General features: G+C 46.0%; 21 protein-coding genes. 5 read left to right on the top strand and 16 right to left on the bottom strand.

The window, feature by feature from the left end; genetic code table 11:
* Window positions 1-507 precede the first annotated feature (507 nt).
* From AC0VYA_RS16530 to AC0VYA_RS16540, 3 genes are all read right to left on the bottom strand, one after another.
* The gene (locus tag AC0VYA_RS16530; RefSeq protein WP_011576015.1) at window positions 508-1,422 is read right to left on the bottom strand and encodes a substrate-binding periplasmic protein; all 915 of its coding nucleotides are present in this window, start codon (window positions 1,420-1,422) and stop codon (window positions 508-510) included.
* Between the two features lie 133 nt (window positions 1,423-1,555).
* A complete protein-coding gene (locus AC0VYA_RS16535) occupies window positions 1,556-2,683 on the bottom strand; it encodes a general secretion pathway protein GspB (RefSeq protein ID WP_475488985.1) in 1,128 nt (375 codons plus the stop codon).
* Window positions 2,676-3,587, bottom strand: coding sequence for an ExeA family protein (locus AC0VYA_RS16540; protein WP_011576017.1), 912 nt, complete (start codon window positions 3,585-3,587; stop codon window positions 2,676-2,678). The genes AC0VYA_RS16535 and AC0VYA_RS16540 overlap by 8 nt, the downstream gene beginning before the upstream one ends.
* Window positions 3,588-3,850: 263 nt before the next feature.
* Between AC0VYA_RS16540 and AC0VYA_RS16545 the strand changes: the two genes are divergently transcribed.
* From AC0VYA_RS16545 to srmB, 3 genes are all read left to right on the top strand, one after another.
* A complete protein-coding gene (locus AC0VYA_RS16545) occupies window positions 3,851-5,068 on the top strand; it encodes a multifunctional CCA addition/repair protein (protein WP_475488986.1) in 1,218 nt (405 codons plus the stop codon).
* Between the two features lie 54 nt (window positions 5,069-5,122).
* A complete protein-coding gene (locus tag AC0VYA_RS16550) occupies window positions 5,123-5,779 on the top strand; it encodes a dUTP diphosphatase (RefSeq protein WP_011576019.1) in 657 nt (218 codons plus the stop codon).
* Between the two features lie 87 nt (window positions 5,780-5,866).
* The gene (gene srmB, locus AC0VYA_RS16555; protein WP_475488987.1) at window positions 5,867-7,105 is read left to right on the top strand and encodes an ATP-dependent RNA helicase SrmB; all 1,239 of its coding nucleotides are present in this window, start codon (window positions 5,867-5,869) and stop codon (window positions 7,103-7,105) included.
* A 190-nt stretch (window positions 7,106-7,295) separates the two neighbouring features.
* Here the strand turns inward: srmB and AC0VYA_RS16560 are convergent, their stop codons facing one another.
* Window positions 7,296-7,697, bottom strand: coding sequence for a hypothetical protein (locus AC0VYA_RS16560; protein ID WP_475488988.1), 402 nt, complete (start codon window positions 7,695-7,697; stop codon window positions 7,296-7,298).
* A 144-nt stretch (window positions 7,698-7,841) separates the two neighbouring features.
* Window positions 7,842-8,948, bottom strand: a complete 1,107-nt coding sequence (locus tag AC0VYA_RS16565; RefSeq protein WP_475488989.1) for an energy transducer TonB — start codon at window positions 8,946-8,948, stop codon at window positions 7,842-7,844.
* 241 nt (window positions 8,949-9,189) lie between these two features.
* Here AC0VYA_RS16565 and AC0VYA_RS16570 point away from each other — a divergent pair, with 241 nt between their 5' ends.
* Together AC0VYA_RS16570 and hemW are read left to right on the top strand one after the other, a co-directional pair.
* The gene (locus AC0VYA_RS16570; RefSeq protein ID WP_475488990.1) at window positions 9,190-9,804 is read left to right on the top strand and encodes an XTP/dITP diphosphatase; all 615 of its coding nucleotides are present in this window, start codon (window positions 9,190-9,192) and stop codon (window positions 9,802-9,804) included.
* 70 nt (window positions 9,805-9,874) lie between these two features.
* Window positions 9,875-11,023: a radical SAM family heme chaperone HemW gene (hemW, locus tag AC0VYA_RS16575; RefSeq protein ID WP_475491083.1), complete on the top strand. Its 1,149-nt coding sequence runs from the start codon at window positions 9,875-9,877 to the stop codon at window positions 11,021-11,023.
* Between the two features lie 66 nt (window positions 11,024-11,089).
* On the opposite strand, the gene AC0VYA_RS16580 is transcribed toward hemW, so the two are convergent.
* The 11 genes from AC0VYA_RS16580 to AC0VYA_RS16630 all read right to left on the bottom strand — a co-directional run bounded on the left by AC0VYA_RS16580 (window position 11,090) and on the right by AC0VYA_RS16630 (window position 24,009).
* Window positions 11,090-11,746, bottom strand: a complete 657-nt coding sequence (locus tag AC0VYA_RS16580) for a DNA-methyltransferase (RefSeq protein ID WP_475488991.1) — start codon at window positions 11,744-11,746, stop codon at window positions 11,090-11,092.
* A 67-nt stretch (window positions 11,747-11,813) separates the two neighbouring features.
* The gene (locus AC0VYA_RS16585) at window positions 11,814-12,593 is read right to left on the bottom strand and encodes a YggN family protein (RefSeq protein WP_475488992.1); all 780 of its coding nucleotides are present in this window, start codon (window positions 12,591-12,593) and stop codon (window positions 11,814-11,816) included.
* 90 nt (window positions 12,594-12,683) lie between these two features.
* Window positions 12,684-13,181 carry an Lcl C-terminal domain-containing protein gene (locus AC0VYA_RS16590; protein WP_475488993.1) on the bottom strand — a complete coding sequence of 166 codons (498 nt, stop codon included), beginning with the start codon at window positions 13,179-13,181 and terminating at the stop codon, window positions 12,684-12,686.
* Window position 13,182: 1 nt separating this feature from the next.
* The gene (locus tag AC0VYA_RS16595; protein ID WP_475488994.1) at window positions 13,183-14,892 is read right to left on the bottom strand and encodes an Lcl C-terminal domain-containing protein; all 1,710 of its coding nucleotides are present in this window, start codon (window positions 14,890-14,892) and stop codon (window positions 13,183-13,185) included.
* Window positions 14,893-14,977: 85 nt separating this feature from the next.
* A complete protein-coding gene (locus tag AC0VYA_RS16600) occupies window positions 14,978-15,691 on the bottom strand; it encodes an LrgB family protein (protein ID WP_475488995.1) in 714 nt (237 codons plus the stop codon).
* A gap of 42 nt (window positions 15,692-15,733) precedes the next feature.
* Window positions 15,734-16,111, bottom strand: coding sequence for a CidA/LrgA family protein (locus AC0VYA_RS16605; protein ID WP_475488996.1), 378 nt, complete (start codon window positions 16,109-16,111; stop codon window positions 15,734-15,736).
* Window positions 16,112-16,175: 64 nt separating this feature from the next.
* Window positions 16,176-17,534, bottom strand: coding sequence for a PEP-CTERM-box response regulator transcription factor (gene prsR / locus AC0VYA_RS16610; protein ID WP_011576031.1), 1,359 nt, complete (start codon window positions 17,532-17,534; stop codon window positions 16,176-16,178).
* 25 nt (window positions 17,535-17,559) lie between these two features.
* Window positions 17,560-19,578: an XrtA/PEP-CTERM system histidine kinase PrsK gene (prsK, locus tag AC0VYA_RS16615; RefSeq protein ID WP_475488997.1), complete on the bottom strand. Its 2,019-nt coding sequence runs from the start codon at window positions 19,576-19,578 to the stop codon at window positions 17,560-17,562.
* 60 nt (window positions 19,579-19,638) lie between these two features.
* Complete coding sequence (locus AC0VYA_RS16620; RefSeq protein ID WP_475488998.1) at window positions 19,639-20,763, bottom strand: beta-ketoacyl-ACP synthase III; 1,125 nt, start codon at window positions 20,761-20,763, stop codon at window positions 19,639-19,641.
* A gap of 423 nt (window positions 20,764-21,186) precedes the next feature.
* The gene (gene glpT / locus AC0VYA_RS16625) at window positions 21,187-22,560 is read right to left on the bottom strand and encodes a glycerol-3-phosphate transporter (RefSeq protein WP_011576034.1); all 1,374 of its coding nucleotides are present in this window, start codon (window positions 22,558-22,560) and stop codon (window positions 21,187-21,189) included.
* 147 nt (window positions 22,561-22,707) lie between these two features.
* Window positions 22,708-24,009 carry an MFS transporter gene (locus AC0VYA_RS16630; protein WP_475488999.1) on the bottom strand — a complete coding sequence of 434 codons (1,302 nt, stop codon included), beginning with the start codon at window positions 24,007-24,009 and terminating at the stop codon, window positions 22,708-22,710.
* Window positions 24,010-24,198 lie beyond the last annotated feature (189 nt).

The raw sequence follows: 24,198 nt of genomic DNA on the forward strand, positions 1-24,198 counted from the left end.
AATGAGATATAGGTTAACAAAGTAACCTGAAAATATTGAGATCCAAAGCATAGCGAATGAAAATTGATGAAAACGAAAACATTTACAGTACGTATCGTATACGATGATACTGCTGCACCTATCAGGCAGACTGGTACTAATAATTGGCTTATATCAAGCTGCAACGTCGCCACTGTGTGCATAATGACCATTCAGGATGAAGCTTAATGGGTCACAAAAATAGCGCTAGTGTCTGCAAATTCCATCGAGTCAAGATAATATGCATTAGTAAATGAGTGAAATGCAGCGTAACTATCTTTGGTGAAAATCTGCCGAAAAAGTCGACACTGTTTCTACATTTGAGGGATCGGCATATTTATAAGTCCCACCCACTTATGATGCAATACGCTAAAACATGTTAACTCGCGCTGTATGCTCTACAGAAAACGTTTTCAGATGAACTTTGTAGATGTAGCGGTTTGAAAGCGTTATGAAATAGGAGATATAAGGGGTTGAGGGTTGATATACCTAGGATGAATTTGAGTCGAGTAGTCGAATAAACTTGTTATCTATTTCCGCTTTCGCGCCGCTTTTAATCAAACGTTGAAACGCGCGATCGAACTTATCCATCCACATTTTCGCTTCGGGGTAAGACGTTGAAATGATGAAATGCAAAGGCACTTGCTCTACATACTTTTTAAGCACAACCAGCTTACTGTCTGTTAAGCGGTCATTATTGACCTCATTCACAGAAACATAGTCATTTGTCAGGCCAGCGTCACTCCACCCCCGCTGCACATGTCCTATGCATGCGGCGCCATCAACCACGCGATTAATCTTCAAATTGAGACTTTCCACTACACCACCTTTCACAAATTCGGCCGAATAGCCGTAAGGTAAGCATAAGCGTTTATCCTTCAATTGTTGTACATCAGTAAAATTCGATGCCTTACTGACATAGAAACGTACTGGGATAAAATTGATAGGCTTAGAAAAATAGTATTTCTTAGCCCGCTGAGCAGAATAGACATAAGGAAATGTCCCCAGGAAACGTTGCTCTGTAGTCCATCGTTCTCCCCTACTCCATGGCAAAATGTGTATATCAACATTGAGCCCCATCTCTGCAAACGTACGTGTTACAAGCGCTTGAGACCAGCCACCGTGGGGCATCTTGGCGGATATAAAAGGGAAGTAGCTTTGGCCGGTTGTTAAGCGTATCCGCTTATTCACCGCTTCAAAAGGTTTAGGGGCAGCGCCCTGGTCATCCGTATATATGACGCGAGCATCATTAGGCTGATGCAAATCGTCTTGATTAGCGTGAGGGAGGCTTGGACTGTCTGATGCATTTGCCACCTTCAGAATACTAATTACCAAGAAGAGTAAGCAGGCCTTCGAGGCGAAGGTAAAGTGCAGCAAACAAAAGTGCGGTTCCTTGGCAGCCATGTCTGGTTGATATTCCTATTTGCGGTAAACGAGCAAGTAATAAACGCATTATGCATATTACTTGCTGCAGTTCTACATAATCATGGTCACTATAAAGGTGGTCGGTTGTGTAGCCCACTGGCGAGTGATAATTTTACCACTCGCTAAGTGCCGACATGCTGAACGTTTGCCCCTGATAGTTCAGGATCACATGTTGTGGCTCTATATGCTCGATACGCACTTTATCTGCAATCATATCCCCTTCATTCAGCGTCCTGTTATTCACCTTTACCCATCTATCTTGCGCTGAAGATGCATACATGTGCGTGGTAAAAACCATGGGGGGCAGTTGTGTTAACACCCATGCAGGCAACTGATCAATACGCGGTGTATCTTCACTTTTTGTTTGCGTGGCTTCGAATGGCTGTTCGGGCTCTTTGTCCAATTCTGTGATCGCCTTCTCAAAGCGCTTCAATAAGTCAGACGATATTCTGGGGCTTGGCTCTGGCTCTGCTTCAGGTCTGGGGTTGACTTGCTGTTCAAAGGGAGGCGTTGTCTTAGATTGAGTATTACTATGCGGCTGGTTAGCGGCCATTGCGACAGATTCATTAACTGCATTTTGATTGCCGCGTGTTTGAGCAACATCTGGCTCGTTCGATTTTACCATTAAGACTTTTTCGTTGTTATTCGCAGAAGGTTTGTCTCCCCCAGGATCCTTTTCGCTCGCGCGCAAATTATCAGCAAGGGTTCCATTTGTGTCTATCGCAGAACTCGCATTTTCTCGACTACCTCCAGCGAAACCTTCAACAATGGCGGCGTCATCTTGTGCCGCTGGACTGGTGAGCTTGGCTAACAATGACGGGCCGATAGCTACGCCCCACCCCAATGCAAATCCAATAAATACCACCACCACGCCTTGCAATAGCGGCTTGGTATAGTATTGCCAGCGAGAAGGCAACGCCTGGATTGACGGTAAAAACAAACTGCGATTGAATTGATCTGACACCGCCGCATCAGCGCCATGTAGACCTCTAGCCCCGGCGACGCGCTCACTTTCGAGTAATTTCTGCGTTTGTGATTTTTGTACTTTAGGGCGGTCAATCTCCACGGTTTGGGCAGGGTCAATTTCCACCTGCTGTACGCCCATTTCCCCTAACCCTGTGACCATTTCCATACTGGTCACTAAACCGGACTTACGTATTTTAATTGGGCCGTTTTGCTGCGTAATCTTTACTATCACCATACCAGGCAGTAAGGCATCAATATTGATAAGGTTATCCATACCAATGGCCTCCCATAAAGCCTAACCCGAAGGCCAGTACAAACAAGCCTGCGAGTATTAGGGTACGCTGTTTTCCTCTGCGCTGAGCCACCACATCAGCGCCCAAGATTTGCTCTGCGGCAGCATAAAATATATGGGTATGTACCACGGGAGCTTGTTTAGTAAACGTTAACGTTAACGCCCTGTCACATAGTAAATTAATCACCCTCGGTATACCGCCAGTGACCTGATACACAGCGCCCAGTGCGCCTGCACTAAAAACACTGCTATCGCCGTTTGCTACCCCTAATCGGTGATGAATATAGGCTTTTACTTCACCAGAAGTGAGCGGTAGCAAGTGGTAACGGGCGGTGATGCGCTGGGCTAATTGGCGCAGCTCGTTACGTTTCAACAATTGCTGCAATTCTGGCTGACCGATTAACACCACTTTGAGCAGCTTTTCCCGGTTGGTCTCAAGGTTGGTCAACAAACGTAACTGCTCAAGCACCTCTGGCAACAAATGCTGGGCTTCATCCACAATCAATATCGTGTTCAAGCCTGCGTTGTGATTAATCACCAGCTTGTTGAGGATCAAATCCGTAAAGTATTTTAGGCTCGCTCGTTCGTGTTGATAATCTATGCTTAACTCGTCACAAATGGTGGCGAGTAACTCAATGGCTGAGAGCGTTGGGTTAAGCACCATGGCGACCTGAGTATTATCAGGCAGCTGTTGTAATAACTTACGCGACACGGTGGTTTTCCCCGTTCCGACTTCGCCTGTTAACATCACAAAACCGCCACTTTCCCGTAACCCAAAGGTCAAATGAGCAAGGGCTTCCTTGTGTCTTGGACTCATATATAGGTACGCGGGATTAGGTGCGATAGAAAACGGATTATCTGAAAGTCCGAAATAATTAAGATACATAGCTGCGGTTCTAGTGGCCGATTGAGGATAAGCGGAAGATAAACTAACGGCTTCATTCAAGCTTGTCAAAGGTAAGACGCGTTATGCATAAAGCTGATGTTTACAGTTTTAGCACTGCAATTTCGCCCCCGCCAATTCGAGTAAATTTAACTGCTAAGCGACTTTCACAGGCGGTGCACATTATTAATCGCTTATTCCTATGCGTATTTTTGCTCATCGGATAAATCAGGCATAATAAGGCGATTCTCAAATTTAAGGTGACTATGCAAGTATATTTAGTGGGTGGGGCAGTACGGGATAAGCTACTCGAGCGACCAATAAAAGATAATGACTGGGTTGTCGTAGGTGCCAGCGAAGCCGATATGCTGGCCAAGGGCTTTCAGCAAGTGGGTAAAGACTTTCCAGTATTTTTGCACCCTAAAACCCAGCAAGAATACGCCCTAGCCCGCACCGAGCGTAAAATAGGCCAAGGCTATGCAGGGTTTGAGTGTGACACCTCTACCAATGTCACGCTTGAGCAGGACTTACTGCGCCGGGACCTAACCGTGAACGCCATGGCAATGGATGACAACGGCAACATTATCGATCCCTTCAATGGCCAAAAAGACCTTAAAAATCGCGTTTTGCGCCATGTGTCTGACGCGTTTGAGGAAGACCCGCTGCGCGTATTACGCGTTGCACGGTTTGCAGCGCGCTACGCGAGTTATGGCTTTAGCATAGCGGATGAAACCAAAACCTTAATGGCTAACATAACCCAATCGGGGGAGCTCAGTCATTTAAGTGCTGAGCGAGTGTGGGTCGAAACCGCAAAGAGCTTACTTGAAGATACCCCCCAAATATATTTTGAAACCCTGCGCGAATGCGGCGCCTTAAAAGTGTGGTTTGCTGAGCTTGATTGCTTATGGGGCATTCCTAATCCAGCCAAATGGCATCCCGAAATTGACACTGGCATTCACAGCATGATGGTACTGGAACAATCGGTGCGGGTATCTCATAAGCTCAGCGTACGTTTTGCCGCTTTAGTGCACGACCTAGGCAAGGGGTTAACACCCCCAGAAGAGTGGCCGTCACACCGCGGGCATGAAAAACGTGGCCTTGTGCCCATTAACACCCTTTGTGAGCGGCTAAAAGTCCCCAATGACTGTCGTGATTTAGCGTTATTAATGAGTGAATTTCATAGTCATGTGCATCATGCGTTTAAGCTCAAAGCCGCCACGATCAATGATTTCTTAGACAAATGTGACGTATGGCGAAAGCCTGAGCGCTTTGCCGATTTGTTGCTGGCCTGTACCGCCGATGCGAAAGGGCGAACGGGCTTTGAAGAGCGCCCCTACCCCAACGCAGACTATATTTGGCAAGCCTATTTACTCGCCAAAGAGGTCAACGTACAAGAAATAGTGCAAGCAGGTTATAAAGGCGCAGAAATAAAACAACAACTCAGACAAAAACGCATTCATGCTATCGCCACAAACGTGGCATAATAGTCGTCCGCTTTTGTAGCATCCAAACGATAAACAGAACACACAAGGCTTACCATGTTATCCACCACTCAATTAAACACCATGCTGACACTGCAAGACGGCATGAACCGAAAAGTTAACCCACAATGGCTTAGCGCAAATTACGCCTATTTACGCGCCGCTATGATCGAGTCGGTTGAAGGAATTGAGCATCACGGCTGGAAATGGTGGAAAGCCCAACAAAAAGACTTGCCTCAGCTACAGATGGAGTTGGTCGATATTTGGCATTTCGCACTATCGTCAATCATTATTCAGTTTGACGGTGACATTGCCCAATCGTCTAGCACGATTGCTCAGCAACTTGCATCAAATACCAGCAGTGTGACGTTCGATGGTAAACCCTATGATTTTACCAATTTAGATATACTCGACAATTTACAATTAATGGCTGGCCTGTGCGCCGCTAATCGTTTTGACGTACCTTTGTTCATCAAAATCGTTGAGCAGGCTGAAATGAACGCCGACGAGCTTTATCGTCAATATGTGGGCAAAAATGTTCTAAACTTCTTCCGTCAAGACAACGGTTACAAAGAAGGCAGCTACCATAAATTATGGAATGGCCGTGAAGATAACGAACACTTGGTTGATGTGTTAAACGCCTTAGATATTGCCTTACCAGATTACAGCGACCAAGTGTATCAAGGTTTACAACAGCGCTATCCCACTGCTTAAACACGCAGTTAAAATAACATCTCGGAGGCTCAACAATTTTGTAGCCACCATAATATTAAGTACAACGTTAAGAAGCATATAAACGCCATGTTTGAGCAATTAGAATTAGATGATGAACTTTGCCGCGCAGTCGCCGATTTAGGTTACAGCGAACCCACCAGCATTCAACAGTTGGTCATTCCAGCGGCGATGGAAGGTAAAGACATACTCGCATCCGCCCCAACCGGCACAGGTAAAACGGCGGCGTTTCTATTGCCCGTATGCCAATTCTTATTAGATTACCCGCGCCGCCATCCTGGCTCGACCCGTATTTTGATTTTAACCCCAACCCGAGAATTAGCTCAGCAGGTTTATAACCAAGCACTTGAGTTAAGTCGCTACACAGACATAGTGTGCGGCGTGATCACAGGTGGCATCAACTACGGCACCGACCGCGATACTTTTGAGAAAAACCTCGATATATTGGTGGCCACTCCAGGGCGCTTGTTCGAGCACATCGAACAAGAAAGCTTTGATTGTCGTGACATCGAGTGCCTGATTTTAGATGAAGCTGACCGTATGCTCGACATGGGCTTCTCATCAATCGTTAATCAAATATCGGCTGAAGCCCGCTGGCGCAAGCAAAGCATGTTGTTTTCTGCCACCCTAGAAGGCACTGGTATTAGTCGTTTCGCCAAAGACATACTCAACGACCCCGTTGAGTTGGAGGCTGCATCTAGTCGTAAAGAGCAAGGTAAAATACATCAATGGCTACATATCGCCGATGATGCAAAGCATAAATATGCTCTGCTAAAACATATTCTGACCCATCAAGTGGAATCTGCCGTGGTGTTTGTGAAAACCCGCGACCGCCTGAATGAGTTAAAGCAAATTCTGGAGCGCGACGGCTTTACCGTGTGCTGGCTACAGGGCGAAATGCCCCAAGACAAACGTAACTTGTCCATGGCCAAATTCCGCTCTGGTGAAGTCAAAATATTGATTGCCACCGACGTTGCCGCCCGTGGTATTGATGTTGAAAACATCAGTCATGTTATCAACTATGATATGCCGCGTACCGCAGACGTTTATGTACACCGTATCGGTCGTACAGGTCGCGCTGGCAACAAGGGTACGGCCATTTCTTTGGTTGAAGCACACGACATTGGCATAGTGCCCAAAATCGAACGCTACACCGAGCAGCCGCTTAAACGCCGGGTAATCGACGAGTTACGCCCGAAAAATAAAGAAGCCAAGCCGCCAGCTAAAAGAAAGATCAGCAACAAAGCGAAAAAAGCCGCCGGTATACCGCTGAAAAAGAAAGCCAAAAAGAAAAAGAATCGCGGTTAAAGCGTGTCGTTTTAGCCAGCCGGTTTGTCGCCAATTTTCACATTTAATACGTCTAGCTAAGCTGAATGTAACGCACAAAAAACCTGCAAATTTGCAGGTTTTTTTGTGTTAGTTAAGTGTGGTGTTAGTTCGTACTGGTGGGCTCGGTGAGTACTTTAAATGTTGTAACTCAATACAAATCCCCTCACGCTTACCATGCTGGATGCCCCTCAAGCAGTGTTCTTTTTAATTCGCCATTTCTAGCATCCTGCTCGGTCCAACTTTCTCCTAATTTACGGTTTATTAGATTAAGACAAGACTCTTTTGGCGGGTCATTTGGTTGTGCAAAGATGGTGACACACATACTATCAGTCGTTACTCGCCACTCCCCTTTACTCGTTTGACCTTGCTCTGCAAGGTGTTCAAAAGAGCCGTCAGGATCAAAATATATAATGCTTGCACCAAACCTATTGGTTATTTTTAGGGCGTTACCCGATATTAATATTTGAATTTTCTCAACGCCCAAATCTGAAGCGCCTGCATTCATACAAAAAAACATAAGAATAACAGCAATCAGTGATATTGGTTTGCGAGCTTTCAAAGTGCTGTACATGTTAAGTCCTAGATTCTGGCGAGCACACATCATTAAAGTTCCATTGCCGCCATATATTGACAAACATAAGGGTGAAACCCAAAGCCCCCTTCTATTCCAGCCTATTTGTTTATACTCGTTGCCACATATGCAGACAGACTGAAATCAACTCTGCTCACTCTTGGTGGGTATTTCTAGCAAGGTGAATTGGCTGTCGGTATCTCCTACCACCCTTACGCTGCAACGTCCCCAACTAGCGGGTATATTCCATGTGCTGTCTGTGGTCGCTGTGTATAACTCGCTTTTATTGTGACAACGCAGTTCCACTGTATTTAGGGTGCCGTTCACGTCATGTAAACTAAAGGCGCGCCTGCTCAGGGCATGCCACCAATCACCGTCTTGTTTGACTTTCCCTGGAATAGCTATGACTTGGTCGCTTTTGAGCACATTGAGTATTTGGGTCACATAAGGTTTGAGCATGGCGATGTTTTCGTCGTTATTTTCTTGCGTCTCAACGCGCTGAAACGTATCTAAGGCGTCAAGGTATTGGGACTGATTTATTTGCAACACAAACTTACGGCTTAACAATAATCGATGCGCTTCGCTGCCCAAATACTTGCCTTTGCTATCAGTATTCAATATATGTTGAACGTGCTTAAGCTCAGCCACCTCATCCGCTTCAGCCTTTGCCAAGTCAGCACGTAGCAACGAATAAAAGCTAAACTCTATGCTATTGAGCAAGCCTTTGTCTTTCATGTTGTCACTCAGCTCACGCGCTAAGGCAATATCATTGCTGCTTAGTGCAGCACGCACACTCTCATAATTGCGTTTAAACTTGCGCCTAACCCCTCTTTTGTCCCCGTCTAACTTAAAGTCCATTTGTACTTTGTTGTGGCATTGCTCAATTGGTTTGCCATCAACAAAAGCCGGGCTATATTGCCAGTTTTTCATTGCTCTTATTGCTGCGCTTTCAAAGGCTTTCATACCACTTGAATCAACCACAACGATATCGTTGACGCTGCCGTCAGTACCCACCACAAAATTCAATTGCACCCAGCCCTCAGCGCCTTTTCGTGCCATGCTCAATGGATACTTAGGTGCTACACGTTCAATAGGTTCCGGGAGCTTAGCGGACTCCAAAAGCACAGTGCTTGGTTCGCTGATTGCGATGGGGTGGGCCTGTGCTTCCGTTTGAGGCTTATTGATAGCACTCGCATTACCAGTGATTAAACTTGCACTACTAATGAGGAGTAATTTGGCGGTAAATGTCATAAAGCATCCTTGCGCTACTAAGCGGTTAAGTTTGGAAAAAGACAATATTGAAAGGAATAACGTTGCGAACAACTTCCGATATTCAATAGATAGTATTAAGACTAAATAATTTACCCGGCTACAGCAAGGCGTATTTGTTATGGGTAGCCCCCATATCGACAAAAGAGGCGAAAGCGCAATATCAATTACATCTCTAAACAGGTAAAATTTGCCTATAATAGACCAATGCATGAGTTTCCCCTTGTCACGTAAAATCGTATTAGCCACAGGCAACAAAGGCAAAGTAGCTGAGCTTAGTCAGTTGCTCAGCCCACTACACATCAACATCATTCCACAAAGTGAGTTAGACGTACCTGAGGTGGCCGAAACAGGCACCACTTTTGTCGAAAACGCCATCATCAAAGCCCGTCACGCAGCCAAAATCACAGGCTTACCCGCCATCGCTGACGATTCTGGTTTAGCGGTAGATGCCTTAGGCGGAGCACCTGGTGTATATTCAGCGCGCTATGCCGGTTGCCATGCCACCGATAGTGATAATATTGATAAGTTGCTTCACTCACTAAGTGACGTTGAGCCGGCAAAACGCCAAGGGCGCTTCTTATGTGTGTTGGTGTATATGCGCAGCAGTGAAGACCCCACCCCCATTATTTGCCAAGGCGAATGGCATGGCGAAATAACCCTTGAGCGCAGTGGTGAAAGTGGCTTTGGTTACGATCCTGTGTTTTGGGTAGAGCAAAAAAAGTGTACTTCTGCACAACTAACAAAAGAGCAAAAGAACGCCCTAAGTCATCGCGGCCAAGCGTTGCAACAATTATTAGTAAAACTGAGCGCAGATTTTGAAAAAGCAGGTGAATAGCGTAATGGCAAACACGTGCGATATGAATGACGCCGGTGAACCGGATACAACCCTCCCCCCAGTCAAAACTCTGCAGCTCCCCCCTGTTGCCTTGTATATTCACATTCCTTGGTGCGTGCAAAAGTGCCCCTATTGTGACTTTAACTCCCATGGTCAAAAGCAGGACTCGTTGCCAGAAGCTGAATATGTCAGTCATTTACTAGATGATTTAGCCCAAGACGCCAACCTGATTGGCGATCGTCCCGTGCACAGTATTTTTATCGGTGGCGGTACCCCAAGTTTGTTTTCGCCCGATGCCATAGGGCGCTTGTTAACGGGGGTGCGTGAGCGCGTCAATTTAGCAGTCGATGCCGAAATAACCCTTGAAGCTAACCCTGGCACAGTGGAAAGCGAACGTTTTAATGGCTTTGCCCAAGCTGGGGTAAACCGTATATCAATTGGCGTGCAAAGCTTTCAGCAAGAGAAATTGGAAAGACTTGGGCGTATCCACGATGAGCAACAAGCGTTAAATGCTGCCGGTTACGCGCGCAGTGCTGGCCTGAATAGCTTTAACCTTGATTTGATGCATGGCTTGCCTGAGCAGTCCATTGACGATGCCTTGTTTGATTTGCGCCAAGGCATTGCCCAGCAGCCGCCGCATCTTTCTTGGTATCAGCTGACGATTGAACCCAATACTCAGTTTCATTCGAAACCACCGACGTTGCCAGAAGATGACATATTGTGGGACATTCAAGAGCAAGGCCACGACATACTGACCGCAGCAGGGTATGAGCAGTACGAAATATCGGGCTACAGCTTGGCCGGCCAGCAATGTCAGCACAACCTTAACTATTGGCGCTTTGGTGATTATTTAGGGATTGGCTGTGGTGCCCACGGTAAAATCACACTGAAAGACTCGGGCCAGATTTTACGCACGGTTAAAGTAAAACACCCTAAGGGCTATATGGATCTCACGCGCTCTTACATGCACCAGCAACATAATGTGCAAGATGAGGAGTTACCGTTCGAGTTTTTCATGAATCGATTACGCTTACTTGAGCCTTGCCCAAAACAAGACTTTAGCGCTTTCACTGGTTTAGTCTTTGATGAGCAAACAGACTTGAAAGAAAACTTAGCCAGTGCAGTGAACAAGGGCTTACTTGCCGAATCAGACACCCATTGGCAAGTCACACCACTTGGCAGGCGCTACCTTAATTCATTGTTAGAAATGTTGGTGTAATATCCGCAAAATGGCGACACTTTACCCTTTTGTCAGTGTTGCCACCAGCTCTATTGCCCTAACATCCTAAACGTTTAGCCGCTTGAGCGCGTGCTCATGTGCCGAAGATGATAAGTCGGCACCTTGCCACTCTCGATTACAATTTTGAGCAGCCACTAGGGTCGCTCCTGAGCCAAAGAAAGGGTCGATAACCAAATCACCTTCACTCGAGCTTTGTACAATCAGCTTTTCAATCAAGGGCACGGGCTTTTCTGTAGGATAGCCTCGCCATACGCGCTTTTCTTGCAGCACATCAGGCATGCTTAAATCCTGTAATTTACGTTTGCCTTTTTCAAAAAACAGAATGAACTCGTAACGGGCGCGGTAGTGATACCCCATACCAATGGCGCACTTGTCCCACACTAAGGGTTTCCAGAACTTGAACCCCGCAGCCTCTGCTAGCGGCTTGATCACAAACATCGTTTCTTGGTCGCAGAACAAATAAAAATGGCTGTTGTGCTTTAGAACGCGATAAATCTCTGCCACCAGCTCAATGAAGCGCGTATTCGGAAAAATGGCAAACCACTCGTTGCTTGAAGATTTACTGTGTTTTAAACGAGTAGTCGTGCCTTTGGCTCTATGCTTTTCTAACGATTCATAAGGCGGGTCGGTAATGACCAAATCGACGCTGTTGGCTGGTAAGTTTTGCAACCATTCAACGGCATCTTGCTGGAATAAACGCATGGGGAATTTCTTAGGACTGAAAAAACGGCGGCTATCTTAATCGTAAAACATTGGCTAAACCAGCAACTTAATGGCTATGGCCTTGCTCACTGGTGACTACGTTATATTTCGTGAGTTGGGGTATATCACGGCGTAAGCGGTCTTCGACCCGATCTAAGCGTTTAAACTCATTACAAAACCAGTGGGCTTTTTGTTGCAGGGTTTGGCTTTTCGGGCTGATGACGGCGTCAACGGTATTCCCGATGTTGTCAATTTTCTCAGCCAGTTTTGCGATTTTTTCTTCTGTGCTGGTGCTTTCTGACACTAAGCCGCCGATGGCCGATAGAATGCCACCTAATGAGGTATTCATGGCCTCTTCAATTTGCGCTTCTAATTCGCGGTCAACTAAGTCGTCGACGTTCTCTAATGTGCCAGGGCCCATATAGAAATTACTGCCCGCATGAATGAATTTTTCTTTGACTCTGGCCTGCACTCTGGCTAAAGACGAACGCAATTTCTCGTAACTTTCGTGCTCTTCACCGACTAAGCCAATATACACGTGTTCCACAGTTTCTATCGCCAGTTCAACACCTTCACTGGCCAGTAAAATCATTTTAGGTACGACGTGATGCACACCGTCGGCCAGCTCTTTTAATTCAGCTTGTTGCTGCACAGACAAGGATATCCATTGCCCCTGAACAATAAGCTGATCGTCGTTATTAATTTGGTAAACAGTACGGCTATTATCGATAATACGTATCTGATCGTTCGTCACGACCAAACCGTAGTTTAGCTCTACATCACACTTATAATCGGCTTTCACATTCGCGGCGTAAAAACCCAGAAAAAATAACCACAAAAAACGCATATCGGATCGCTAGCTTAAAAAGACCAACACATTCTGACCAGTTAACGGGTAATTTAAAAGCTCGATACGATAATCGAATTAAAATATACGTTAATCGACTGTTCTGACCAGCCGCGTGTATACGAATAAACTTTTTTCTTTCAACGCATTACTGCTGTTGAAAAACGCTACCACCCAGGCACGATCCGCATCGACGACAGAAGGGGTAGAAGTCCAGTAATCATCAGACAAGGTATCAGGAAATACACTTTCATCTATGGCTGGTCGCACGCAAGCTCGCTCTGTTAACGTAGCCAATTCTTTTAAATTCGGTACTCTCCAACCGCTGTATCCTGCATATGTGAAACCGTGGGCTTCACTTAACGCTTGTTGCCAATTCAATTCGTTGGCTTCACCCACACAACTACCAGCGCTATAGGTTTGCCCGATGCTACAGCGCATCCACATCAAACCACTGCTGATATGCGTTGCAGTGCCATCGGTGTTGACCGTAAATTGTTCTTCGTTGGCCGTTTCAGTTACGTCCCCTAGGCATGTTTGGGCAAGGCTATTAAAACTAAGTAACGCCAAAAACAATATCTTTTTCATATTATCGTCCTGCTCTGACTAAACGAACGTTAGCCGCTGTGGATTTGTTTAGAAAGTTGTCATTCCCGCTAGAGAAATCGATCGCCCATGCATTTTGCGCTTCCTCGTTGGTACCATCGACGCTGGTTTGTGATGTCCAGTACCATATATTGCTGGTTTGCCCGTTATCTGCGTAGGGAAAATAATCGGTATCTAACATAGGGCTGGTAGATTTGCCAAAATGCATAATTGAAAGAAGTTCGTTATGACTGGGTAGCTTCCAATCGTAAAAACCACACAGGCCCTGGGCATTGACGGCTTCAACAAAATCCTGCGTATTGCAGTCGCCCAGCGAACAGCTAGGAGTGGCTGGATTCAACGGACCACTATATCCGCCATTGTTCTCTTCTGAATACCAGCTGTAGGTATGGCGTCGGCCATGTAAGTCACCATTGGTGGTTTTAATTTCCCACACTAAACCGGTCACATTATCGCGTACACAGCGCCATGGCTGGCTGGTATCGTCCACTTCATCGCCTATGTCATCTAAGCGGGTAAAGTCAAAGCCACCTTCACCCCGCCCGGCCTTGGTAAGCATATTGTTAGTCGCAATAACGTCCCGCCCCCGTTGCCCGTCTTGCGCAGGGTAATCCCCTTGATGCGAGCTGTTCACTGCGTTCACACTGCCTTGGCGCATCACCCCCGTATCGTTTATTAAACTACGAGGAAACGGTTTTACTGTTACCGAAATACTGTCGTCCACCTCATTACCGTTGGCATCATTAACCTCTAAGCTGAAGGTCAACACCTGGCTCGTGGTGACCATAGGCGCAACAGCGTATGTCTGTAACACATTGGCGTTATTAATTTGTGGCTCTAAGGTAGAGTCAGTTAACCACAAGTAGGTTAATGGCTTTGCAGAGGGAATAGCAGTATCGGCCGATCCTGAAAGTAAAATGCTCTCTCCAGAAAACACTTGATGATCGACACCAGCATCAACAGTGGGCACATTATTACTTGCACTTAATATGGTGATAGTCAGCTCTTCGGTGTCCGTTGCGCCTTCTTGATCAGTGACGGTCAACTCGAAGGTTAACGTGTTGTCTTCATCGACAATCGGTGTGGTAAAGGTAATGTTACTTGCATCTCTACTGACCCCAGAAAGCACATCAACTCCGGCAAGTTGTTGCCATTGATATGCGGCAATAGGGTTATCTGCATCCGTTGTATCGGCGTCTGTGCTGGTGTCGCCATTTAAGGTAACGTCTGTGCCAGCTGGAAAGATATTATTAGAAAAACCGTCAATCGGTTGATAGGAAATGATCGCGCTTGGCGCAGTGTTTAGCGGCAAAACGGTCACCTCTAGACTGTCAGAGCCAACGTTGCCATTACCATCAGTTGCCCGAAGGGTTAGCTGATAGGTCAATGTATCACTGGTGGTTGGCGCCACAAAAGATGCCACACCCGTGGTGGTATCATCATGGGTAATCGTTAATGCCGGCGAGGCAGACCAAGCGTAGGTCAAGGCATCGGTGGTGCCTAGCGCATCACCTTGCAAGTTGACTGTCGTCCCCTCATTAACCGTAGAGCTTGGTCCCGCATTCACAATGACATCAGGCGTGTTATCAGAGTCTGAGTCTGAAGAGCCACCACCGCCGCATGCTGTTAGCACCACACTCGTGAAGAACACGAATAACCAAATGTGAATAGAATCGCCCGCTACTTTACGCATAAATATAATAACCCGTGTGTACCGCCCCATTATAATTATCATGGGGCGTTGCTAACTTAGCGGAAAGTTTGCAGTATTCGTACCACTAGCTGATAAGGAAAAAAATAATCGGCAGAATAATGGCCGTTAGTACCCCATTTATGCACAAGCCTATGGTGGCAAATGCACCTATTTTCTGACTCATCTGAAATCCTTGAGCAGTGCCTATAGCGTGGGCTACAGTACCTAGAGCAAGTCCTTGCGCTTGAGGGGAAGTGACGTGAAATATACGATACGTTATGGAGCCAAATACAGCCCCCACTATGCCGGTAAAAATAACAATCACGACCGCAAGCCCAGGAGTACCGCCAATATGTTGACTGGTCTCAATCGCCAATGGACTTGTAATCGACTTGGTCAACAGGCTTAACTTTACGTCGCTGTCCAAAGGCACAAAATACAAACCGGCCAGAGCCAAAATAGGCGCAATGGCACCACCAATCAAAATCGGCAGCATAATGCCTAGGCCATTTCCGCGAAGACTTCTTATTTGACTGTAGAGCGGAACGGCCAACGCCACTGTCGCTGGGCCTAATAACCACGTCAGCAGGCTCGTATCTCCTTGGTATGATTCAACAGTGACGCCAGCATAGAAGAGCACAACCGCGAGCATGGCAATGCAAAAGATCATTGGATGAAATGCCGGACGTCGGCCTAATAGGCGAAAAACGGTCAATGAAAGCAAATACACGCCCACGGTAATGATCGTCCACATCAACGCAGATACGAGAGGGTATTGCTCGCTATAAGTGTTTAGCATGATGTCACTATCAATTGCATTGGTTTAGCCTTGGCTGAGATGTCAATCTTCATGAGGCGTAGACGGGTGTTGGTTGGTCGGTTGCCATAAGCGTTGGCAAATCCATGCGGTTATTCCAAGACTGAGCACGGTGCTGACAACAATACTCAATATTAGCCACAATAGATTATCCGCTAACTTTTCAGCGTAAAGCAGCACCCCCATGGTCGCCGGCACAAAGAGCACCAGCATATGCCCAAGCACAAACTGCGACACTTTGAGCAAAGCAGAAGGAATGCGCTTAAGCCACATCAAGCCCAGTAGCAATACTAACAAACCTAATAAAGATGCAGGCAAGGGTATAAATGTGCTTAGGCCTAATCCTACAAACCATAAGCCAACCAACGACAACAAAGCTAATGTGTACTTGAGCCACTGCATTTATATATGCTCAAACACAAGGCTTAGCCGAACGTCGGGTAATCCTTCACACACGTTGTTCACATTAGGAACCAGTTTTAATGTCCTCTAGATGGTACTTATCAATCAGCGAATAAAGCGTAGGGCGTGTCACCCCAAGTAATTCAGCAGTGCGCGACATATTGCGCTCGGCCACTTGAAACGCATAACGAATAGCTTTGCTCTCAGCTTCCTCGCGCACTTCACGCAGGTTAAGTGTGCGCATGGTGTTGAGTTCTTCATTTACCTGCAAACCTAAATCATCAGGTTGAATGTAAGCGGACTCAGCCATGATCACCGCAGATTTAAGCTTGTTCTGTAATTCACGAATATTACCCGGCCAGCGATGCTGCAACATGGCTTGTGCTGCGCTGTCACTGAAGCCCTTCACTTTTGTTTTGAAGTCTTCGTTGTATTGATTTAAGAAGGTTTTACCCAGCAAAATCACATCGTTACCACGCTCACGCAGTGGCGGTATCACGATGTTGATTTCCCCTATCCGGTAATACAAATCTTCGCGAAAGGTCTCTTGTGCGACCATGCTGTTTAAATCACGATGGGTCGCGCAAATAACACGAATATCGACTGGGATCTCAGTACGCCCGCCTACTCGCTCGATAACACGCTCTTGTAAAAAACGCAGCATCTTAGCTTGTAAGCCTACAGGCATATCACCGATTTCATCTAGAAAAAGTGTGCCGCCTTGAGCACTTTCAATTTTGCCCGGTGTGGTTTTATTTGCGCCTGTAAACGCGCCTTTCTCATAACCAAACAGTTCACTTTCGAGCAAATTTTCCGGGATCGAGGCACAGTTAATAGCAACGAAGGCTTTGTTTTTGCGTAAGCTGTGTTCGTGAATGCTGCGCGCAAACACTTCTTTACCCGTGCCACTCTCCCCTAATAACAGCGTACTGATGTCAGTTTGGGCAATGCGTTCAGCTTTTTTACTGACCGCTAAAATCTGTTCACTGTTACCTATAATACGATCCATTGAGGGCGCCACCGCAGACAAGTGACGATTTTCTTGCTCTAAATCGTAGAGCTGTGCTGCTCTGCTGACCAATACTTGAATGGTATCTGAATCAATGGGCTTTTGATAAAAGTCATACGCACCAAGCTCAATCGCTTTTAAGGCATTCACTTTGTCGTTGTTGCCAGTTACCACAATTACTTTGGTGTTAGGGGATAACGCAAGTATTTCTTGAAGCGCAGCTAGGCCTTCAGTGGCATTGGCAGGATCTGGCGGCAACCCTAAATCAAGGGTAATCACCTTAGGCTCATGCCGGCGTAACTGAGTGATCGCAGAGGTGCGATCATCTGCAAACACCACATCATAGCCCGAGAAGCTCCACTTCAACTGCTTTTGAATACCTAAGTCGTCATCAACGACTAAAATCTTTTCCATGCCTTTATCCTTGCAACCTATTCTATTAGTTCGCTGGTATGTTCAACGTAAAGACTGTACCAACATTCTCTTCACTTTGAACATGTAAAAAACCACCTATTTTCTCTAAAAACGTTTTAGCATCATAAGCACCTATGCCCATACCGGCATTGCCTTTAGTGGTATCAAAAGGCGTAAATAAGCGCTGCTGAATAAAACTCTTGCTCATGCCCGAGCCATTATCAGAAATAGTCACCACCATATTTTCGTTTTGTGGGGCATGGCAGACATCTACCCGCACAAAACCATCGTCGGCGGTGGCTTGTTGCGCGTTGCTGATCAAGTGATACATCACATTGGCGAACTTTTCTTGGTCAAGCACAACGTCTATTTCACTATCGACCCTCAATTCTGGCTTGGGCAAGTATGTTGCACAGCGCTGTTCAATGACGTTTTCAATACACCCCGACAAATTGACTAACCTGTGCTGACTCGCTGGCTCTGCATTCTTCTCTGACAACTGGCGTAACATTTTATCCATGCGAGCCTTGGTGTGATGCAGCGTTTCAAAGGTATCCTCGATAAATTCGGGGTTATCCTTATGCTGCTCAGCATTACATAAAATTAAGTCAATTTGTGCCAAAACATTTTTCAAATCGTGCAACACGAAAGCCGACATACGGGTGAATGCAGCGAACTGGGCATTTTCAGCCACTTCTTTTGCGGCCTCATGATGAAATAAAAAGTTAGTGATTTGCGCGGTCACCGCAGTAAGGTAATCACGTAATTCCCAATTTAAACTGCGCGATGTGTCATTGGTGTTGCCCATCAACACTAACCCCCACAGCGTATCGCCTCGATAGATAGGGATGACCAATTGGAATGCAATTTTATTCAAGGTCCCGTGATTCACTTTTAAACCCTCGTACACATAGGGCTTGGTGCGCAGCTCCGCCATATCGATGATCCAGTTTTTCTGCTCAAAAAACGCAAAAAATTGCCTCATCACTTCGAGCTGCTCTTCGCATAAAGGTTCAGCGTCTACATCTGCTAGGTATTCTACTTTGCTATCGACTCGCTTAAGTAGCAAGCCAGATTGGTAATCCATCGCCTGCAAAAAAGCGTTTAGCACAGTTTGATAAACAGCCTGCCCAGACTGATTACTTTCTAACGATTTGGTTAACTTGACCCACTCATAACGATAGTCAAACTGATTGGCAAAAAAGTGTTTGGTAATAAACACTTTGACCTTGGTGCGAAAGCTCGTTGACAAAAATACCGTGGCAAGCAACGCCAACGACAGAAATATTAGCGCGACTTGGATTGAAGTACTCCACTCTCCCCCGTAGTATTTCACCACATAGCCGATAAGCGACATGACAAACAAATAACACCCTGCCACCAGTAGCAAAGAGCTGTGCAACACCACCTCTCGACTAACAAATATGTCAACGCCCCAATGCTGTACACGGCGTATAGCAAGCACCAGTAGCGGGATCATAGCGGTATAAATAAAGCCTCTAGCGGCGATATACGTCAAGTCGATTTGCTCGACCATAAGCGCATTAGCGAAGGTGACAAATTCAAACAGGTTTGTGGCGCCTAAGTATAAAATTAGTGGTTTAAACGCCCAACGGTTTTCACCTGATTGGCGGTAGATAATCTCTAATAAAACCAACACTTGTAGTGCCAGAATGGTCTGCAGTAGAAACAACCAACTGTCGTTAACATCTAGAAACAGAGGAATAATTATGCCAGTAATTGGCAACGCCAGAATTAACCATGTTTCAGGGCGCTTAAGCACGCCCACCAAGCTGGTAAAGTTATCTTTTAAACACGCCGCCAGAAATAGCAGCCAGAACAATTGTTTGACGTTATCAAAAACGATGAGACGCTCTACGGTCAATTCGCCAATGAAAAAAGGTGAAAGGGACCACACACACGTAGCAGCGGTGGCCAATATTAATAAATATTTAGCTAAGCCCGACTTGCGCGATGTTAACAATAACAGCAGCAACAGTGCGTAACCCAAAGCACTGGCTGCATATCCCCAAACTGCTAGCATAATGGTGTTGTCCCTGACGTGATTGCTATTGTGTTTTTCAAGCGTCTTAGCGTAACAAGATTACCTTTTTCTGACTAACAAACTGCCGATTGAATATCCTGCGCCAAATGAACACAGTAACCCGTAATCCCCGGCCTGTAAGTCTTTGTGGTGTAGATTGAACGCAATGATTGAGCCAGCAGATGCCGTATTGGCGTACCTGTCTAATACAATCGGTGCTTCTTCAACAGTCGCTTCACGGCCTAGTAGTCTTTTACTAATAAGCGTGTTCATGTTGATGTTTGCTTGGTGTAACCACCAACGCTTTACATCAGCACTGGTTAACTGATGTCGCTCTAAGTGCTCGCTAATATGCTCAGCCGCCATAGGGCACACCTCTTTAAAAACTTTACGTCCTTCTTGATGAAACAGCTTATCTGCTCCATAGGGGTCAACATCGTTAGCCCGGCTAACATAACCAAAGTTTGAGCGAATATTATTTGAATATTGAGTAATCGCTTTGGTACTTAAAATATCAAACACATGCTCAGATGTCGCGGTATCTGCATGCTCCACCACCACAGCGGTTGCCACGTCTCCGAAGATAAAGTGGCTGTCACGGTCACAATAATTGACTTGTGGTGAAGTCAATTCAGGGTTTATCACTAATACCCCCTTTGCCGTTCCAGCACTGATCATTTCATAAGCACGATGCAAAGCGAATGTTGCTGCTGAACACGCCACTAGCATATCAAAACCAAAACCTTTGATCCCCAAAGCGCCTTGCACTTCGATGGCTAACGCGGGATAAGAGCGCTGCGTATATGCACAAGATACAATCACTACATCGATATCTTCAGCGGTTTTATTTGCCGCTTCAAGGGCCAGTTTAGCCGCATTGATCGCCATTTCGGCCTGATCAGATAATTCTTCTTCACCGCGCTCAGGAATGATGGGACGCATACGGTTAATATCCAGTACCCCATCTTTCATATAGCAATAACGGCTGCGTATACCGGATGCTTTTTGAATAAATTCAGCGCTAGAGAAAGGTTTCGCTGTTATCGCACCTGATTCAATCTCATCGGCATTTTGCTCATTAAACTGCTGAGCATACGCATTGTACGCATCTACTAACTCTTCGTTCGAGATGCTATGTGGTGGATTCCATAATCCTGAACCACTGATCACTACAGAATTTGTCATGTTTGTTTTTCCACTTGAAATATCCCCTTAGCTTATCGCTTTGAAGAGGAAATGTCATGAGCGTTCAAACGTTTACCTCTTCTATCATGCGTATAATCAGCTCATAAATAGATTTGTAAGCGCCCATCGCCCTTAGATTAGGGGCTCTAGAAGGTAAAGAGAACACAGGAGTTCTGTAACAATTATCGACAACGAACTGACGATATTAGGTTTTTTGGATCTTAAAGGAAGTGCCTAGTCTTGATGTATGCTTAGCAAGTTCACGCTGCGCGAGAGCTGCCTGCAAAGCTCTCCCATCTCTAGTCTCAACAGGGTTGAAACAGAGAGGGGCAGACTCTGAGCTAGTAGAAACTATAAGTTGAGTGCTAAAGGCTAGCACCCAACTAACGGCTTAAGCCTAACGCTGATGGTCTAAGGCTCTTACTATTGACTTTCTTGGAGTTGAGCGCCTTCTTCCCGCTGATGGCTTTCATGTGCGACTTCGTGTTTTAAGGTTAACGCGATAAGTAAAATAGCGCCTATGCAACCGCCAACCAATAATACAAAGCCACCGTCCCAGCCGAAATGGTCAACCGTATAGCCAAGCGCAATATTGGCTACAACGGCTCCACCTAAATAGCCAAATAACCCGGTTAAGCCAGCGGCAGTGCCAGCAGCTTTTTTAGGTACCAGCTCAAGAGCGAATAAACCGATCAGCATGACAGGCCCATAAATCAAGAAGCCAATTGCCATGAGAGCAGCGATATCGATGGTCGGATTACCTGCTGGGTTCAACCAGTAAACCACAACTGCCACCAATACCAATAACATATACAATATGGCCGCAGGTGCTCGTCGACCTTTAAACCATCGGTCGCTTATCCAGCCACATAGTAGGGTGCCGGGAATACCTGCCCACTCGTAAAGAAAGTAAGCCCATGAGCTTTTATCAAATGAAAAGTCTTTTACTTCATACAAGTAGGTAGGCGCCCAATCAAGCACGCCGTAACGTATTAAATAGACAAACGCATTCGCCACAGCGATGAACCACAACAATTTGTTATTCAGTACAAACTGCATAAATATTTGCTTTGCCGTTAATTCTTCTTCATGGCTTTGAGAATACTGAGCAGGGTAATCGTTTCGATACTCTTCTATTGGCGGCAAACCACATGACTGGGGTGTATCGCGCATTACAAAATAAATAAACACGGCAATTAAGCTTGCTGCAGCAGCTGGCATATAAAAAGCACTGTGCCAGTCATTGAACCACGCCATACCTAAAATAAATATTGGACCAATCAAGCCACCGCCAACATTGTGCGCAATATTCCAAAACGAGACCGTTCGGCCCCGTTCATTTCCTGAATACCAGTGAACCATGGTCCGCCCACATGCTGGCCATCCCATGCCTTGTGCCCAACCATTGATAAACAGCAACACAAAGATACTAGCAACACTTTGGGTAGCCCAGTCGGCGAAACCAAATAGAAACATTACGCCGGAGGATACTAGTAATCCTGTCATCAAAAAATAACGGGGGTTACTGCGGTCAGACACACTGCCCATTAAAAATTTGCTCAGGCCATAAGCAATAGAGACCGCCGATAATGCAATCCCCAACTGGCCCTTGGTAAAACCTTGTTCTTCAATCAGAAAAGGCATTGCCAAAGAAAAGTTTTTGCGCACTAAATAATAACCAGCGTAGCCCACAAAAATACCGATAAACACTTGCCAACGCAGGGCTTTGTATTCTTTGTCTATTTCTTCTTTGGGGAGTCGAGGTTGGTGTGAAGCAGGTTTAAAAATACCAAACATAGATTTACTTTTTACTTATAATTTTGCTAATTAAAACAGATGTTAAGCGTTAATGATATGTGGCGAATATGACATTTTGACGTCCCTTAGCGACACAGCAACATTTCGACGACCTCAATAGCGCCTTCATAATGTTGACGACGGGTCTTATTTTTTAGGGCTTGCAGCCGATGCCGAGCGCAGTTTCTTGACCTTTTTGGCCAATAGCAAAGCGCAAAAACAGCCAACAAACATAATCGCGGCAATAAATAAAAAATAATACGCAAAGCCATTTTGTCCGGCATCCAGCATACGACCGGAGATAGATGCAAAGAAAATATCAGGCGTAAACCCCAGTACTGAGATGACCCCGACAGCAGTGCCGGTCGCCCCCATACGAATTTGACTCTCGTCTACTAGCGCGAAGTAAATTCCACGCAAAGCGAATACTGCAAAAAAGGTAAACAGCAACATGGCTAACACCAGTGTCACTCCTGCATTGAAATGCGTCATCCACGCAATCGCCGCAAAGATCGCCCCCAGTGCGGCAAACAGTAAGTAAGTCATTTTACTCGTACGTAAGCGATCGGCGAGTAACCCTGCCCCAATCGCGGCTACGGGGCGCATATAACTGGCAAACGTAATAAACTTGGCACCTTCCACTTGTGACCAACCATAGTGCTGCACGACGAAAAGGCTGTAATTGTCCAGCGCTTTATAGCCACAATAAGCGCAAATAACGATCCCTCCTTGCAGCCATACCAAGGGATTAATAAGCGTCGAAGCGAATGACAAACCAGGTGCTTGTTGCTGCTGTTGAACGTACGCGTCAGATGGGTTATCAGCTTGAGAACTGACAAAAAACCAAGTTAACCCAGCTGCTAATGCTGTTAACGTGCTGTAGTAGATAATCAGCATGCCCATAGCATCGAACGCTTCAGTTGAGCTGTTGAAATCGCCTTGCGAGCTGAATGTCCCAAGGCTCAATAACAATATGCCTACACTGGCAAACAGACTTGCCGCTAACCCACGCCCCCCATCGAGCAAACCAAATGCGAACCCTTGACGATGGGGCGGAGCCGAAAGCCGAGTGGCTTTAATCATCGCCGCCCAAAAAACCAAAACAGTGGTTGCGCCCCAATAAGCAAAAAGCAGTGTAAGTCCCAAATGACTCGGCCTGCTGAGTAAATATAAGCCCCCCGCCGCTGTCGCCAACAGTGAAATGCTCATAAGGCGATTTGGGGGGTACTTGTCAGCAATTATGCCTCCGGGGAAGTATGACAGCATAGCCACAACGCCATAGACAGCGAAAATATCTCCTAATTGGGTGTTCGTTAGCTCGAACGCTTGTAGAAACGTTGGTCGAAAAAAGCGTGCTAGATGAAAAGGTAAAGCGAAAATCAACTCTCCCGCCAGTATAATAATGAGGATATGACCGAATACCGATGTCACCTTTTCGTCGCGCTGCATAAATTATCGAATGTCTGTCAAAGAGTTCACGGTAGGGTTCCTGCTTTGTGTATCACTGTCAAGTAAGTAGATAATTGCCCCCCTGGTAATGTGCAATTGGCACAGAGATAAATAAACCTCAAAGCACTCAAATTGAGTGTTTCTCGGTTGAGTCGATACCCGCTAAAGGGTAAACTGCGCGGCAAACAC

The organism is Paraglaciecola sp. QJM3NY_14 (assembly GCF_056173245.1).

What these genes read in the sequence shown, in the direction of transcription:
- AC0VYA_RS16585 (WP_475488992.1), bottom strand. Translation starts at nt 12,593, where the DNA reads ATGCGTTTTTTGTGGTTATTTTTTCTGGGTTTTTACGCCGCGAATGTG.
- AC0VYA_RS16605 (WP_475488996.1), bottom strand. Translation starts at nt 16,111, where the DNA reads ATGCAGTGGCTCAAGTACACATTAGCTTTGTTGTCGTTGGTTGGCTTA.
- AC0VYA_RS16580 (WP_475488991.1), bottom strand. Translation starts at nt 11,746, where the DNA reads ATGCGTTTATTCCAGCAAGATGCCGTTGAATGGTTGCAAAACTTACCA.
- AC0VYA_RS16595 (WP_475488994.1), bottom strand. Translation starts at nt 14,892, where the DNA reads ATGCGTAAAGTAGCGGGCGATTCTATTCACATTTGGTTATTCGTGTTC.
- AC0VYA_RS16550 (WP_011576019.1), top strand. Translation starts at nt 5,123, where the DNA reads ATGTTATCCACCACTCAATTAAACACCATGCTGACACTGCAAGACGGC.
- AC0VYA_RS16530 (WP_011576015.1), bottom strand. Translation starts at nt 1,422, where the DNA reads ATGGCTGCCAAGGAACCGCACTTTTGTTTGCTGCACTTTACCTTCGCC.
- AC0VYA_RS16600 (WP_475488995.1), bottom strand. Translation starts at nt 15,691, where the DNA reads ATGCTAAACACTTATAGCGAGCAATACCCTCTCGTATCTGCGTTGATG.
- AC0VYA_RS16545 (WP_475488986.1), top strand. Translation starts at nt 3,851, where the DNA reads ATGCAAGTATATTTAGTGGGTGGGGCAGTACGGGATAAGCTACTCGAG.
- AC0VYA_RS16565 (WP_475488989.1), bottom strand. Translation starts at nt 8,948, where the DNA reads ATGACATTTACCGCCAAATTACTCCTCATTAGTAGTGCAAGTTTAATC.
- glpT (WP_011576034.1), bottom strand. Translation starts at nt 22,560, where the DNA reads ATGTTTGGTATTTTTAAACCTGCTTCACACCAACCTCGACTCCCCAAA.
- prsK (WP_475488997.1), bottom strand. Translation starts at nt 19,578, where the DNA reads ATGCTAGCAGTTTGGGGATATGCAGCCAGTGCTTTGGGTTACGCACTG.
- AC0VYA_RS16620 (WP_475488998.1), bottom strand. Translation starts at nt 20,763, where the DNA reads ATGACAAATTCTGTAGTGATCAGTGGTTCAGGATTATGGAATCCACCA.
- AC0VYA_RS16540 (WP_011576017.1), bottom strand. Translation starts at nt 3,587, where the DNA reads ATGTATCTTAATTATTTCGGACTTTCAGATAATCCGTTTTCTATCGCA.
- AC0VYA_RS16535 (WP_475488985.1), bottom strand. Translation starts at nt 2,683, where the DNA reads ATGGATAACCTTATCAATATTGATGCCTTACTGCCTGGTATGGTGATA.
- prsR (WP_011576031.1), bottom strand. Translation starts at nt 17,534, where the DNA reads ATGGAAAAGATTTTAGTCGTTGATGACGACTTAGGTATTCAAAAGCAG.
- srmB (WP_475488987.1), top strand. Translation starts at nt 5,867, where the DNA reads ATGTTTGAGCAATTAGAATTAGATGATGAACTTTGCCGCGCAGTCGCC.
- AC0VYA_RS16590 (WP_475488993.1), bottom strand. Translation starts at nt 13,181, where the DNA reads ATGAAAAAGATATTGTTTTTGGCGTTACTTAGTTTTAATAGCCTTGCC.
- AC0VYA_RS16560 (WP_475488988.1), bottom strand. Translation starts at nt 7,697, where the DNA reads ATGTACAGCACTTTGAAAGCTCGCAAACCAATATCACTGATTGCTGTT.
- AC0VYA_RS16630 (WP_475488999.1), bottom strand. Translation starts at nt 24,009, where the DNA reads ATGCAGCGCGACGAAAAGGTGACATCGGTATTCGGTCATATCCTCATT.